This is a genomic window from Pseudomonas sp. App30 (assembly GCF_047947025.1).
In the GTDB taxonomy this organism is placed as follows: Bacteria; Pseudomonadota; Gammaproteobacteria; order Pseudomonadales; family Pseudomonadaceae; genus Aquipseudomonas.
The window spans coordinates 1,749,753-1,761,559 of sequence record NZ_CP133165.1 but is presented as its reverse complement, the minus strand read 5'-3'; the positions used below and the strand labels follow the sequence as shown (position 1 = coordinate 1,761,559).

Sequence of the window (11,807 nt, the reverse complement as noted above, 5' to 3'; positions counted from 1 at the left end):
AGGTCAGTCGACCTGGCGGCCGTGCTTGTCGGTCTTGTAGCGCAGGGCCACGGCAGGGGCTGCGGTGCCACGGCCGGTCTCGACCCAGTTGCGCAGGCGGGTGGCGTCGGCAAAGGTGGTGAATTTACCGAAGGCATCGAGGATGACCATGGCCACCGGGCGGTTGCCCATGGTGGTCAGCAGCACCAGGCAGTGCCCGGCCTGGTTGGTGAAGCCGGTCTTGGTCAGGCGGATGTCCCAGTTGTTCTTGTTCACCAGGTGGTCGGTGTTATGGAAGCCCAGGCTGTAGCTGGGTTTCTTGAAGAACACGGTCTTCTCGCGGGTGGTGCTCAGTTCGCGCAGGGTAGGGTAGTGCTGGGCGGCGATCAGCAGCTTGCTCAGGTCGCGCGCGGTGGACGTGTTGTTGATGGACAGGCCGGTGGGCTCGGCGTAGTGGGTGTGGCTCATGCCCAGGCTGCGCGCCTTGGCGTTCATGGCGTTGATGAAGGCGCCATAGCCGCCCGGGTAGTGCTCGGCCAGGGTGGTGGCGGCACGGTTTTCCGAGGACATGAGGGCGATCAGCATCATGTCATGACGGGTCAGCTCGCTACCCAGCTTGACGCGCGAGAACACGCCGCGCATCTCCGGGTTGTGGCTGATGTCCACGTCGATCATCTCGTTCATGTCCTGCTTGGCGTCCAGCACCACCATGGCGGTCATGAGCTTGGACACAGAGGCAATCGGCACGACGTTGTCGGCGCGGTTCTCGTAGATCACCTTGTTGGTGTCCAGGTCGATCAGCAGTGCGCTGCCCGAGGCCAGGTGCAACTGTGCGGGATCTCGTTGGGAAACAGGTTTTTCGGCAGCAACAGCGTTCGACGTGACGGCAGCAGTACCTGTCAGAACAAGCAACAGGCTGAGGATAGAAAGGGAGGTTTTCACGTGTAGCGCTCGCTAAAAAGTAGATAAGCCGTTTGTGACGGGTTGTTCTTGAAAAAACGCAGTAGTTTATGAGTATGGCTCAGCAACTGTCGATTGCCTGGCGGGCTTAAACCCCTGTAATAAAAAAATAAAAGTGATATTTCATCTTCGCTCGCCGTCCAAGGGCGGTCCGGCGGATATCTCCTTCCAAAAACGCTAAAAAACGACTCGGGAGTCGCGCAATGCTTAAGGGTTTCTTCAGCAAGGATTACAGGGCACTGCTGCTGTGGAGCAGCGTCATCGCGGTGGTCCTGCTGTTGTGTGCGTTCATTCAAAAGCCGCTGGACGCCCTGGCCTGGGTGCAGGCGGTGGCGGTGGTCATCGCGCTGATGCTGGCCATTGCCGTGCCGGCGTTGCAGCGCAAGCAGGAAGCGGCCGCGCAGCACAAGCAGTGGCGCGAAGGGCAGGTGGGTTATGCCCGGCGCCTGCAGTACCTGGTGCTGGAGTTCCAGGAACTGCTCAACCAGGTGGGCGTGAGCATGGCGCACTGGCGCGCCACCGACCGGCACCGGGTGCAGGCGGTGCTGCAGGATTACCTGCACCGGCTGTTCGAGTCGCACAAGCATGACAACAACGACGACCGCATTGTCATCGCCCATGAGCTGCGCCAGGTGGTGAATGCGCTGATCGACGAACTGGAGAGCGGCCGGTCTGATCGCGCGGTGCTGCAGGGCCTGGAAAAGCGCCTGCAGAAACTGGCCCAGCGGGCGCAGGCGAACGTGCTGATGGCTGAGCGCGGCTGAATCCCCGGCAGGCCGCGTCCTGGCCCGATGGGGTGCCTGGGACGCGGCCTGCGGCCGCTGCTACAGGCGCCCAATTAAAAAGCCCCGCGACGCAGGCGGGGCAAGGGGGTGCGAGAGCAACGCACGGGATAAATTCGGGGTACAGGGTCAGTGGGTCACCGCCGGGGTGGCCGGTTGCTGATCCTTGAGGCTCAAGGACAACGCCTTCGCCTGGTCCAGCGACAACAAGGGGCCGCTGAGCGGTTCGCCGTCCTTGACCACATACCAGCAGGCCAGCAACCCCAGGTCGCGAAGGTTGGCGGGAACGGCGCTGCCGATGACTGACATGATGCTGACGGTGTTCATGGCTGACTCCTGCGAAACATGTGCCCAGCTTAGGGCGATGCAGGAGCGCTGAGAAATCACCGCTTTCAATAGTGATCATTGACTCGACACATCAGCTCACCGCAAGCGCCCCAGGGGCGAATGCGGTGGCGATGCGTGTTACCAGCCCGGACGACCGTAGTAGTAGCGTGGCGGCGGTGGCGGCGCGTAGACAGGCTGCGCGTACACGACCGGCTGCGGCGCGTAGTACACCGGTGGCGGTGGTGGAGCGACGTAGACCGGTGGCGGTGGCGCGGCGTAGACCGGCTGTTGCACCACGACTTCGCGTGGCGCCAGGGCGGAGGTCACCACGGCGCCGACTACAGCACCACCTAGAACGGCACCCAACACACCTGGACCACCGTGGCCGTAGGCCGACGCTTGGCCCGTTACGGCCAGGGCGCCGACCAGCAAGGCAATCTTGGGAAGCTGACGAATCATGACTTGTTCCTCATATTACGATTCCAGTACCCGGGACCGGATGGTTGGTCCAAGGACTGTCGCACTACTATGACAGCGAATTTGTAAGAATCTGCGACGGTGTTTGGTAAATTTTGTGTAAGGTCTGGAACCACAGTGTCCTTACATTTCAGTTACATGCCAGTGATGGAGCCTTGCAATGCCCATGATTCCCACACGCGACACCGTACTTTGCATGTCCCTGGCCGGGCGCCCGGGTACGTTCGGCGTGCGTTTCCACAACCACCTGTATGAACAGCTGGGTCTCGATTATTACTACAAGGCTTGCAGCACCAACGATCTGCCGGCAGCGGTTGGCGGTATCCGCGCCCTGGGGATCCGGGGCTGCGGGGTGTCGATGCCGTTCAAGGAGGCCGTCATCGCGCTGGTCGATGAGCTGGATGCGTCGGCGGCAGCCATTCAGTCGATCAATACCGTGGTCAATGATAACGGTCATTTGAAAGCGTACAACACTGATTACATCGCCATTCGTCAATTGATTGACCGTCATGGCCTGTCGCCCGACACCACGTTGGCCCTGCGCGGCAGCGGCGGCATGGGCAAGGCCGTGGCCTCGGCGTTCCGTGATGCCGGTTTCACCCAGGGCACCCTGGTGGCGCGCAACCCCGAAAGCGGCCCGGCGTTGGCGCGGCAGCTGGGCTACGAATGGCGCCCGGAGCTGGGCGACCTGCGCCCGCAGTTGCTGGTGAACGTGACGCCGATTGGCATGAGCGGCGGCCCGGAGGCCAACGACCTGGCGTTCCCCGCAGAAGCGGTGGAGGCGGCCAGCATCGTCTTCGACGTGGTGGCGCTGCCAGCGTTGACGCCGTTCGTGCAGCTGGGCCAGGCGCTGGGCAAGCAGGTCATCACCGGCCTTGAAGTGATTGCCCTGCAGGCCCTGGAGCAGTTCGTGCTGTACACCGGCGTGCGGCCCACCGACGAGCAGGTGCGCCTGGCCACCGAATACGCCCGCGGCTGATCACTCCAGGCGTGCGAGCCGCTCTTCCAGGGCGGCGATGCGCGCCTCCAGGGCTTCCACGCGTTCCAGCGTGACGCCGCTGTCATGGCTGGCGCGCTCGCTGCCGGCGCTGTGCCGCGTGGCCAGCAGCGCGTCCATGTCCACCGGGCCGCCCAGGGCGTGGGTGTAGCGGTCTTCGCGCTGGCCGGCCTGGCGCGGCAGGTGCAGGGCATAGCCGCGCGCCACCAGGCGTTCGAGCTGGTGCAGCACCTGCTCGTTGTCCTCGAAGTCGTGCATGCGGCTGCTGCGGGTCAGCAGTTCGTTGACCGTCTGCGGACCGCGCAGGAACATCAGGCCCATCAGGATCACCTGCGCCGGCACCAGCTCCAGGGCCTTGTCCAGGCGCTGTTCCCAGCGGTCGGCGCGGCTGCCCATCACCAGTCGGGTCAGGCCCTGGCCTTCCAGCTGGCGCAGGCTGTTGCCGACCTCGCCCTGGGTGAGGTTCATCACCGGCTCGCGGCTGGTTTTCTGGTTGCAGGCCAGCACCAGCGCGTTCAGCGTCAGCGGGTAGGTCTCGGGGTTGGTGGCCTGTTTCTCGATCAGCGCGCCCAGGATGCGGATTTCGCCGGCGCTCAGGGTCAGGTGTTCGGTGGGGGACGCGTTTTCGGCTGACATGGGGCGCTCCGTGGGCATGAAGGTCGGCGGAAACGCCAGTATGCAATAAAACACCGGACGCCGCGCCGGCACAGGTCTATCATTGCCGGCTCACTGCCTTTTCAAACGTTATCAGGAGCTCCCATGAGCATTTCTCTGTACGCTGCCTCCGTTCCCGTCTTCAAGCAACTGCTGCTGGCCCTGGGCGATGTGCTCAAGAAGGCCGAGGACCACGCCGCGGCCCGCAACATCGAGCCGTCGGTGCTGCTGCAGTCGCGCCTGTACCCGGACATGTTCCCGCTGGTGCGCCAGGTGCAGATCGCCGTCGATTTCGCCAAGGGCGTGTCGGCGCGCCTGGCCGGTGTCGAAGTGCCGTCGTTCCCCGACACCGAGCAGAGCTTCGCTGACCTGCAGGCGCTGCTGGCCAAGGTGCTGGGCTTCATCGACGGCCTGGCCGCCGCGCAGATCGACGGCCAGGAAGGCCGCGAGATCGTGCTGCGCCCGGGCACCCCGAAAGAGAAGAAGCTGAACGGCCAGACCTACCTGCTGCACTACGGCCTGCCGCAGTTCTTCTTCCACGTCACCACCGCCTACGACATCCTGCGCCACAACGGCGTGGAAGTGGGCAAGCGCGATTTCATGGGCGCCTACTGATCGCCCAAGGCTTCACCCCCTTGCCGTAGCCGCTGCCGCTAGGCTGCGCTGGCCCCTGAGTACGCCGAAAATATGCAGCGTGTTTCAGGGCCAGCGCAGCCTCCGGCAGCGGCTACGGTGGGCTGCGTCTGTTGTTCTATATTTTGCTTCTCCGAGGTTGCAATGCTGTTCCCCATTTTGCTGTTGTCGGCTGCCGGTTTCACCGTGCTGACCACAGAGTTCGTCATCGTCGGCCTGTTGCCGGCGATCGCCCGCGACCTGCACGTCAGCGTGTCCGAGGCCGGGTTGCTGGTCACCCTGTTCGCCTTTACCGTCGCCGCCCTCGGGCCATTCCTGACTGCGTACTGCGCACGCTTCGAGCGCAAGCGCCTGTTCGTCACCATCCTGCTGCTGTTCGCCGTGGCCAACGTCATTGCCGCCCTGGCGCCGAATATCATCGTGATGGGCATCGCCCGGCTGATCCCGGCCCTCGGGCTGCCGGTGTTCTGGGCCCTGGCCAGCGAAACCGCCGTGGACATCGTCGGCCCCGACCATGCCGGCCGCGCCATCGCCAAGATCGGTTTCGGCATCGTCTGCGCCACCGTGTTCGGCATTCCCGTGGGCACCCTGATCGGTGATGCCCTGGGCTGGCGCGCGGCGTTCTGGATCATTGCCGGCGTGGCCCTGGCCAAGGCGCTGCTGCTCACGGTGTTCCTGCCTGTCAGCGCGCCACGGGGCGAGGAGCGCTCGCTGCGCTCGCAGTTCGCCATCCTGCGCAACCCGCTGATGCAGGGCCATGTGCTGCTGTCCATCGTGGTGTTCTGCGGCATGTTCACCGCCTACACCTACCTGGCCGATATCCTCGAGCGCCTGGCCGGTTTCAACGGCGCGGTGGTGGGCTGGTGCCTGATGGCGTTCGGCGCGGTGGGCCTGATCGGCAACTCCCTGGGCGGCCGCCTGGTGGACCGCCACCCGCTGATTGCCTCGATGCTGTTCTCGGCCTTCATGATAGGTGGCCTGGTGGCCGTGGTGCCGACCATTCATTCCACCTTCGGCCTGGCCGTGGCCCTGGCCATCTGGGGCGTGACCCAGGCGGCGCTGTTCCTGGTCAGCCAGGTGCGGCTGATCAAGGCCGCGCCGCAGGCGCCGGCGTTCGCGGCATCGCTGAACATTGCCGGTGCCAACCTGGGCATTGGCCTGGGCGCCATTGTCGGTGGCCGGGTGATCGACACCCTGGGCCTGGGCAGCGTCGGTTTCGCCGCCGCCGGCTTCATGCTGCTGTCCATTGCCCTAGCGTGGCTGATGATGAGCTCGCGCCTGGCTGCACCGGCCCCTGCCGCCTGACCTCAGCCGAACAGCTCCCGGCGCGCGCCCTCGGTGATGGCGACGATGCCGGGATGGCTGACCTTGCGCTCCACCGAAATCGCATAGAACGACTCGCGCACCGCCTCGGTCTGGCCCACCAGGGTCACCCGGTGCTGCGCCTGGATTTCCTCGGCGATCACGCTGGGGCCGATGAACAGGCCGCTGCCGGATTGGCCGAAGGCCTGCATCAGGGCGCTGTCGTCGAATTCGCCGACGATGCGCGGCTGGATCAACTGTTCGCCGAACCAGCGCAGCAGGCGGCTGCGCACCATGGTCTCCTGGCCGGGAATCAACAACGGCGCGCCTTCCAGGCTGGCCGGGAAGCCAGGGCCATACTCTGCCGCCAGGGCTGGGGTGGCGAAGAAACTGATGCCCGACTCCCCCAGCTTCTGGCTGTAGCCCTTGATGTCCAGGTGCGCAGGCATGGGGCTGTCGGAGATCACCAGGTCCAGGCGCTGCACGGCCAGGTCGGCCAGCAGGCGCTCCAGCTTGTCCTCGCGGCAGGTGATGTGCACGGCCTCGGGCAGGTGCATGCTCGGTGCAATCAACCGATACACAATCGACTTGGGTACCACGTCGGCCACGCCCACGCGCAGGGGCAGCACCTGCTGGCCGGCCTGGCCGCGCAGCAGGGTCTGCAATTCGTTGCCTAGCTGGAACATTTGTTCGGCGTAGGGCAGGGCTTGGCGCCCGGCGTCGGTCAGTTCGAGCTGGCGGCCCACGCGCTGGAACAATTCGATGCCGAAGGTCTGTTCCAGCAGGGTGATCTGGCCGCTGATGGTCTGCGGCGTCAGGTTCAACTGCTCGGCCGCGCGGGTGATGCTGCCGGTCTTGGCCACGGTCCAGAAATAGTGCAGTTGGCGGTAATTGAGCATGACAGTGCCGATTCGGAAAAACCGAAGTATAGCGGGGAAAAAAACGAATTTTTCTGAGGTGTCAAAGTTTCTAGACTGCGCGCTATCCACTCAATCGTATGAGCAGCGCCCCCATGGACTATCTTCTGCAACTCGCTTCCAGCCCCACCGCCTGGATTGCCCTGGCCACCCTGGTGGTGATGGAAATCGTGCTGGGCATCGACAACCTGATCTTCATCTCGATTCTTACCAACAAGCTGCCCAAGCAGTTCCAGGCGCGGGCGCGGCGGATAGGTATCGGCATGGCGCTGGTGCTGCGCCTGGGCCTGCTGAGCACCGTGGCGTATATCGTGCAGTTGACGGAGCCGGTAATTGACCTGTTCGGCCAGGCGTTCTCGTGGAAGGACATCATCCTGATCGCCGGTGGCCTGTTCCTGCTGTGGAAGGCGACGCGCGAGATTCACCACAGCGTCGACCCCCGCGCCCAGCAGGAGGCCAGCGTGGGTGGCAAGGTGGCCATGGGCTTCGTGGGGGCGATCTGCCAGATCCTGATGCTGGACCTGGTGTTCTCCATCGACAGTATCATTACCGCCGTGGGCATGACCGAGCACTTGCCGATCATGATCATCGCGGTGATCAGCGCCGTGCTGGTGATGCTGCTGGCCGCCGAGCCCCTGGCGCGGTTCATCAACGACAATCCGACGGTGGTGATGCTGGCCTTGGGCTTCCTGATCATGATCGGCATGACGCTGATCGCCGAAGGCTTCGGCGCCCATGTGCCCAAGGGCTACGTGTACACCGCCATGACGTTCTCGGCGCTGATCGAAGGCTTGAACATGCTGGGCCGCCGCGCCCGGCAGAAACGTGAAGCCACGGCAATGTCGTAAAGGGCGGCGTAGCAGCTGCCGCCAGGCTGCGTCAGCCGTTGCGCGGTGCCAATGACGCGGCCTCGCGGCGGATGGCCGCCTCGCTGCTGCCAAGGGGCAGTGCAGGCTTGGTTGGGGCAGGGTGCTGGTGGCGGCGCGCAATGCGCATCACACCCCATAGCATGGCGGCGGCCACCAGGATCCAGGCGCCGATCATCATGACAATGGCCATGGTCAGGCTCATGGGTGCCTCCTTGTGTGTTCGGGGTACTACAGGTGACAGTCTAGTCGGTGGCGTGTTTCAGACTATTGACCAAAGGTCGCAGCCTTGGGTTGATTGGCTCTATGGCCAGGGTGAAACCGCACGCAAACGCTATACCCCGGCCGGGCTGCGGCCTATGATCAGGGCCCCGGCCGGCCGATGGGCGGCCTTCCACCGACAGTGAGGCTAAATTTTGCAGGGACTTGCCCGATTCCACACCCCCTTGGTCAAACGCTTCGCTCCGGTGCTTTTGGCCCTGGCCATGGCCGGTTGCGCCGGCCACAAGCCGGCACCGCCCATCAAGGGCCTGCCGGATCGGGTCGAGCTGAGCAGCGTGCCGTTCTTCCGCGGCGATGCCGAGCAGGGCGCCTCCATGGCCCTGGCCAGCGCGCTGTCGCAGCAGGGCGTGATCATTACCCCTGGCCTGCTGGACAAGTCCCTGCACCTGCCGGGCGGCGAGGACAAGCTGCAGGCCTCCCTGCAGGCCACGGCCCAGGAATACGGCATGGTGGTCTACCCCCTGGCCGACGACTTGCCGGCGTTGTTTGCCCAGGTGGCGGCCGGCTACCCGGTGCTGGTGCGCTACATGGAGGGCAAGGTCTGGACCAGCCCGCGCTACGCGTTGCTGGTGGGCTATGACCGCTACAAGCAGCATGTGCTGCTGCGTTCGGGCAACGATCGGCGCAAGTTGATGGATTTCGCCAGCTTCGATTCGGCCTGGAAGAGCGCCGGGCACTGGGCGGTGCTGGTGCAGAAGCCAGGGCAGTTGCCCGCCAACGTCGATCGCCAGCGCTGGCTCAAGGCTGCCCATGACCTGGGCCAGGCCGGCCAGGAACAGGCCGCGGCCCAGGCCACGCGTACCCTCGGCGCGCAGTAACGAAAACGGCACCCCAGGGTGCCGTTTTTTCATTGCCGAGCTTACACGCCCAGGCGGTCACGCAGGCTGTAGTACCAGGCGCCCAGCGCGGTCAGCGGGGTGCGCAGCAGTTGGCCGCCGGGGAAGGGGTAGTGCGGCAGGTCGGCGAACGCGTCGAAGCGCTCGGCCTGGCCACGCAGCGCCTCGGCCAGCACCTTGCCGGCCAGGTGCGTATAGGTCACGCCGTGGCCGCTGCAGCCCTGGGAGTAATAGATGTTGTCGCCCAGGCGGCCTACTTGCGGCAGGCGCGACAGGGTCAGCAGGAAGTTGCCAGTCCAGGCGTAGTCGATCTTCACGTCCTTGAGCTGCGGGAAGGCCTTGAGCATTTTCGGCCGGATGATGGCCTCGATGTTCGCCGGGTCACGGGCGCCGTACACCACGCCGCCGCCGAAGATCAGGCGCTTGTCGGCGGTCAGGCGGTAGTAGTCCAGCAGGTAGTTGCAGTCCTCGACGCAGTAATCCTGGGGCAGCAGGGTCTTGGCCAGTTCGTCGCTCAGCGGTTCGGTGGTGATCACCTGGGTGCCGCACGGCATCGACTTGGACGCCAGCTCCGGCACCAGGTTGCCCAGGTAGGCGTTGCCGGCGACGATGACGAACTTGGCGCGCACGCGGCCGTTGGGGGTGTGCACCACCGGGTTGGCGCCGCGCTCGATTTTCACCGCCGGCGACTGTTCATAGATGGTGCCGCCCAGGGATTCCACGGCCGCAGCCTCGCCCAGCGCCAGGTTCAGCGGGTGAATGTGGCCGCCGCTCATGTCCAGCATGCCGCCAATGTATTGGTCGCACGCCACCACTTCACGGATGCGGCGCTGGTCCATCAGTTCCAGCTGGGTGTGGCCGAAGCGCTCCCACAGGCGCTTCTGCGATTCCAGGTGGCCCATCTGCTTGCTGGTGAGGGCGGCGAACACGCCACCGTCCTTCAGGTCGCACTGGATGTTGTACTTGGCCACGCGCTCGCGGATGATGCGCCCGCCCTCGAAGGCCATCTGGCCCAGCAGTTGCGCCTGCTTGGGGCCCACGGTGCGTTCGATGACGTCGATGTCGCGGCTGTAGCTGTTGACGATCTGCCCGCCGTTGCGGCCCGACGCGCCAAAACCGACGCGGGCGGCCTCCAGCACGGTGACCTTGAAGCCGTTCTCTAAAAGAAACAGTGCGCTGGACAGGCCGGTGTAGCCAGCGCCGATGATGCACACGTCAGTTTGCACTTCATCCTGCAAGGACGGGCGTGAAGGCGCGGCATTGGCTGATGCGGCGTAGTAGGACTGTGGATAGGGGGTGTTCGCCATTGCTGCAACCTCTGTTTTATATTTTTGACGTGTTGGCGAATCGTACCTGAGATGAAATCCGGATTCCAGCGCTAACTTGCAAGCGTGTTTTGAGCAAAAATTTCGGTTATTCAGTAAGTTAGCTCAAAAAGGCGTTGACAGCCCCCGGCAAATCCGTAGAATACCGCCTCACAGCAGGCACGTAGCTCAGTTGGTTAGAGCACCACCTTGACATGGTGGGGGTCGTTGGTTCGAGTCCAATCGCGCCTACCAAACAAAATCCGCTCTGCTGGGCGGTGTGAAAAAGGCGATCCGAAAGGGTCGCCTTTTTTGTTTGTGCGCAGAAAATGTCGCGGCTGCCAATGGGTCGCCTGAGCATCCGCGCCGTCGTGATGGTAGAGTCCCGCCCCAGACCAATCATGAGGGAACACTATGCGTAAGCTGTTGAGCGCGATGCTGCTGGTTTCATTGGGCGGCTGCATGTCGGCGAACATGGACCAGGTGCGCAGCGAAGGCGCCTACCGCGCGTTCACGTCGCAGAAGCCGGCAAAGGACGTGGCCCAGTGCATCGAATATTCCTGGCAGGACGAAGTGTTATCCGGCGCCGCCGCCGACTCCCACACCGAGCCTGCCAAGGATGGCAGCCTGACCGTGATGGTGGATTCGAAGAACTTCGCCGACGTGCGCCAGGCGGGCGCCGGCAGCTCGGTGACCTACTTCGCCGAACGCGGCGTGCCCTTGTCGCAGCAGCGGTTGGCGGCCTTGAGTACCTGCCTGTAACGCCTGTATGCACGTCCGTACGCACGCCTTCCATGGGTGATGTAGGACGCTTCTGATTTGGATTCCTTGGGTTGTTGTGCTCGCAGCGGGTACTCATACTCGCTGCACCGGCATCAACGGGTGCCGGCTCGCCCAAGGTTTTTTCCAAGGAGTGCAATCATGCCAGGCAAGAAGCCGTCTCTATTTTCAATTGCCGTGGCGCCAGCGCGTTTGAGCAGTGTAACGCTCGTCGCTGCCGTGGCCGGGAGCGCAACCATTGCCAATGCGCTGGTCCCGGGCACTGCCAGCATGCTGGTAGGGGCGCTGGTGGGGCTGCTGTTTGGCTTGTTCGCGGTCCGAGCGGGCTGAGTGGCGGCGATGGCTACCGAGTTCGATCAGATTGGCTGGTCCATTGCGTTCAGCCTGCTCGGTATTTTTATCTGCCTGGCCTTGTGCGGGGTTCGGCGCAAAGTGCCCGGCCTGACCCATGCGGTCATGATTGCTATGTCCTGCTCAGGTTTCTTTGCGGCGGTGTTGCTGGGGGTTACCGCCTATGGTGTGCCTCCTGAGGAACTCGGTGTGCTGAAGGAGCAGAAGGCTGGCATTTTGCTGGGTGCGCTTGCGATGGGATGGGCTTCGGTGGTGTCGGCTTGCACAAGCGTGGTATCACCATTGGTATCGCCTGCCGCGTCGGTGGAATGATCGCCTGCGCCGCTTTCATGAAATCGCTCCCTCACCCCTTCGACCGCT

16 protein-coding genes and 1 tRNA gene are annotated in these 11,807 nt (G+C 64.0%); 10 read left to right on the top strand and 7 right to left on the bottom strand.

All coding sequences use genetic code 11. The features are described 5' to 3' along the window. Positions 1–3: 3 nt before the first annotated feature. Complete coding sequence (gene pbpG / locus RAM80_RS08015; protein WP_416425699.1) at positions 4–921, bottom strand: D-alanyl-D-alanine endopeptidase; 918 nt, start codon at positions 919–921, stop codon at positions 4–6. A gap of 221 nt (positions 922–1,142) precedes the next feature. Between pbpG and RAM80_RS08010 the strand changes: the two genes are divergently transcribed. After that, positions 1,143–1,703: a hypothetical protein gene (locus tag RAM80_RS08010; RefSeq protein ID WP_416425698.1), complete on the top strand. Its 561-nt coding sequence runs from the start codon at positions 1,143–1,145 to the stop codon at positions 1,701–1,703. A gap of 147 nt (positions 1,704–1,850) precedes the next feature. Here the strand turns inward: RAM80_RS08010 and RAM80_RS08005 are convergent, their stop codons facing one another. Together RAM80_RS08005 and RAM80_RS08000 are read right to left on the bottom strand one after the other, a co-directional pair. After that, entirely contained in the window at positions 1,851–2,048 is a 198-nt protein-coding gene (locus RAM80_RS08005; protein WP_416425696.1) for a hypothetical protein, read from the bottom strand. A gap of 138 nt (positions 2,049–2,186) precedes the next feature. Further along, positions 2,187–2,507 (bottom strand): hypothetical protein, encoded by a 321-nt coding sequence (locus RAM80_RS08000; protein WP_416425694.1) that lies wholly within the window; start codon positions 2,505–2,507, stop codon positions 2,187–2,189. Between the two features lie 178 nt (positions 2,508–2,685). On the opposite strand from RAM80_RS08000, the gene RAM80_RS07995 reads away from it, so the two are divergent. Then, positions 2,686–3,504, top strand: a complete 819-nt coding sequence (locus RAM80_RS07995) for a shikimate 5-dehydrogenase (RefSeq protein WP_416425693.1) — start codon at positions 2,686–2,688, stop codon at positions 3,502–3,504. Here RAM80_RS07995 and RAM80_RS07990 read toward each other — a convergent pair whose 3' ends face one another. Continuing rightward, positions 3,505–4,158 (bottom strand): YceH family protein, encoded by a 654-nt coding sequence (locus RAM80_RS07990; RefSeq protein WP_416425691.1) that lies wholly within the window; start codon positions 4,156–4,158, stop codon positions 3,505–3,507. Positions 4,159–4,281: 123 nt separating this feature from the next. On the opposite strand from RAM80_RS07990, the gene RAM80_RS07985 reads away from it, so the two are divergent. After that, entirely contained in the window at positions 4,282–4,791 is a 510-nt protein-coding gene (locus RAM80_RS07985) for a DUF1993 domain-containing protein (protein ID WP_416425690.1), read from the top strand. 162 nt (positions 4,792–4,953) lie between these two features. Beyond that, positions 4,954–6,114 carry an MFS transporter gene (locus RAM80_RS07980; RefSeq protein WP_416425689.1) on the top strand — a complete coding sequence of 387 codons (1,161 nt, stop codon included), beginning with the start codon at positions 4,954–4,956 and terminating at the stop codon, positions 6,112–6,114. Positions 6,115–6,116: 2 nt separating this feature from the next. Here RAM80_RS07980 and nhaR read toward each other — a convergent pair whose 3' ends face one another. Then, positions 6,117–7,010 (bottom strand): transcriptional activator NhaR, encoded by an 894-nt coding sequence (nhaR, locus tag RAM80_RS07975; RefSeq protein WP_416425687.1) that lies wholly within the window; start codon positions 7,008–7,010, stop codon positions 6,117–6,119. 113 nt (positions 7,011–7,123) lie between these two features. On the opposite strand from nhaR, the gene RAM80_RS07970 reads away from it, so the two are divergent. Continuing rightward, the gene (locus RAM80_RS07970; protein WP_416425685.1) at positions 7,124–7,876 is read left to right on the top strand and encodes a TerC family protein; all 753 of its coding nucleotides are present in this window, start codon (positions 7,124–7,126) and stop codon (positions 7,874–7,876) included. 31 nt (positions 7,877–7,907) lie between these two features. Here RAM80_RS07970 and RAM80_RS07965 read toward each other — a convergent pair whose 3' ends face one another. Then, a complete protein-coding gene (locus RAM80_RS07965) occupies positions 7,908–8,099 on the bottom strand; it encodes a hypothetical protein (protein ID WP_416425683.1) in 192 nt (63 codons plus the stop codon). 280 nt (positions 8,100–8,379) lie between these two features. Here RAM80_RS07965 and RAM80_RS07960 point away from each other — a divergent pair, with 280 nt between their 5' ends. After that, a complete protein-coding gene (locus RAM80_RS07960) occupies positions 8,380–8,994 on the top strand; it encodes a peptidase C39 family protein (protein WP_416427432.1) in 615 nt (204 codons plus the stop codon). Positions 8,995–9,035: 41 nt separating this feature from the next. On the opposite strand, the gene RAM80_RS07955 is transcribed toward RAM80_RS07960, so the two are convergent. Then, complete coding sequence (locus RAM80_RS07955; RefSeq protein ID WP_416425682.1) at positions 9,036–10,319, bottom strand: NAD(P)/FAD-dependent oxidoreductase; 1,284 nt, start codon at positions 10,317–10,319, stop codon at positions 9,036–9,038. Between the two features lie 175 nt (positions 10,320–10,494). Between RAM80_RS07955 and RAM80_RS07950 the strand changes: the two genes are divergently transcribed. The 4 genes from RAM80_RS07950 to RAM80_RS07935 all read left to right on the top strand — a co-directional run bounded on the left by RAM80_RS07950 (position 10,495) and on the right by RAM80_RS07935 (position 11,759). After that, positions 10,495–10,571: transfer RNA gene (locus RAM80_RS07950), tRNA-Val, on the top strand. A gap of 159 nt (positions 10,572–10,730) precedes the next feature. Further along, a complete protein-coding gene (locus tag RAM80_RS07945) occupies positions 10,731–11,078 on the top strand; it encodes a hypothetical protein (protein WP_416425680.1) in 348 nt (115 codons plus the stop codon). Positions 11,079–11,237: 159 nt separating this feature from the next. Further along, on the top strand, positions 11,238–11,426 hold the full coding sequence (locus tag RAM80_RS07940; protein WP_416425678.1) for a hypothetical protein: 189 nt from the start codon (positions 11,238–11,240) through the stop codon (positions 11,424–11,426). 9 nt (positions 11,427–11,435) lie between these two features. After that, a complete protein-coding gene (locus tag RAM80_RS07935; RefSeq protein WP_416425677.1) occupies positions 11,436–11,759 on the top strand; it encodes a hypothetical protein in 324 nt (107 codons plus the stop codon). The last annotated feature ends 48 nt before the right edge of the window (positions 11,760–11,807 follow it).

What these genes read in the sequence shown, in the direction of transcription:
- RAM80_RS08010 (WP_416425698.1), top strand. Translation starts at nt 1,143, where the DNA reads ATGCTTAAGGGTTTCTTCAGCAAGGATTACAGGGCACTGCTGCTGTGG.
- RAM80_RS08005 (WP_416425696.1), bottom strand. Translation starts at nt 2,048, where the DNA reads ATGAACACCGTCAGCATCATGTCAGTCATCGGCAGCGCCGTTCCCGCC.
- RAM80_RS08000 (WP_416425694.1), bottom strand. Translation starts at nt 2,507, where the DNA reads ATGATTCGTCAGCTTCCCAAGATTGCCTTGCTGGTCGGCGCCCTGGCC.
- RAM80_RS07995 (WP_416425693.1), top strand. Translation starts at nt 2,686, where the DNA reads ATGCCCATGATTCCCACACGCGACACCGTACTTTGCATGTCCCTGGCC.
- RAM80_RS07990 (WP_416425691.1), bottom strand. Translation starts at nt 4,158, where the DNA reads ATGTCAGCCGAAAACGCGTCCCCCACCGAACACCTGACCCTGAGCGCC.
- RAM80_RS07985 (WP_416425690.1), top strand. Translation starts at nt 4,282, where the DNA reads ATGAGCATTTCTCTGTACGCTGCCTCCGTTCCCGTCTTCAAGCAACTG.
- RAM80_RS07980 (WP_416425689.1), top strand. Translation starts at nt 4,954, where the DNA reads ATGCTGTTCCCCATTTTGCTGTTGTCGGCTGCCGGTTTCACCGTGCTG.
- nhaR (WP_416425687.1), bottom strand. Translation starts at nt 7,010, where the DNA reads ATGCTCAATTACCGCCAACTGCACTATTTCTGGACCGTGGCCAAGACC.
- RAM80_RS07970 (WP_416425685.1), top strand. Translation starts at nt 7,124, where the DNA reads ATGGACTATCTTCTGCAACTCGCTTCCAGCCCCACCGCCTGGATTGCC.
- RAM80_RS07965 (WP_416425683.1), bottom strand. Translation starts at nt 8,099, where the DNA reads ATGAGCCTGACCATGGCCATTGTCATGATGATCGGCGCCTGGATCCTG.
- RAM80_RS07960 (WP_416427432.1), top strand. Translation starts at nt 8,380, where the DNA reads ATGGCCGGTTGCGCCGGCCACAAGCCGGCACCGCCCATCAAGGGCCTG.
- RAM80_RS07955 (WP_416425682.1), bottom strand. Translation starts at nt 10,319, where the DNA reads ATGGCGAACACCCCCTATCCACAGTCCTACTACGCCGCATCAGCCAAT.
- RAM80_RS07945 (WP_416425680.1), top strand. Translation starts at nt 10,731, where the DNA reads ATGCGTAAGCTGTTGAGCGCGATGCTGCTGGTTTCATTGGGCGGCTGC.
- RAM80_RS07940 (WP_416425678.1), top strand. Translation starts at nt 11,238, where the DNA reads ATGCCAGGCAAGAAGCCGTCTCTATTTTCAATTGCCGTGGCGCCAGCG.
- RAM80_RS07935 (WP_416425677.1), top strand. Translation starts at nt 11,436, where the DNA reads ATGGCTACCGAGTTCGATCAGATTGGCTGGTCCATTGCGTTCAGCCTG.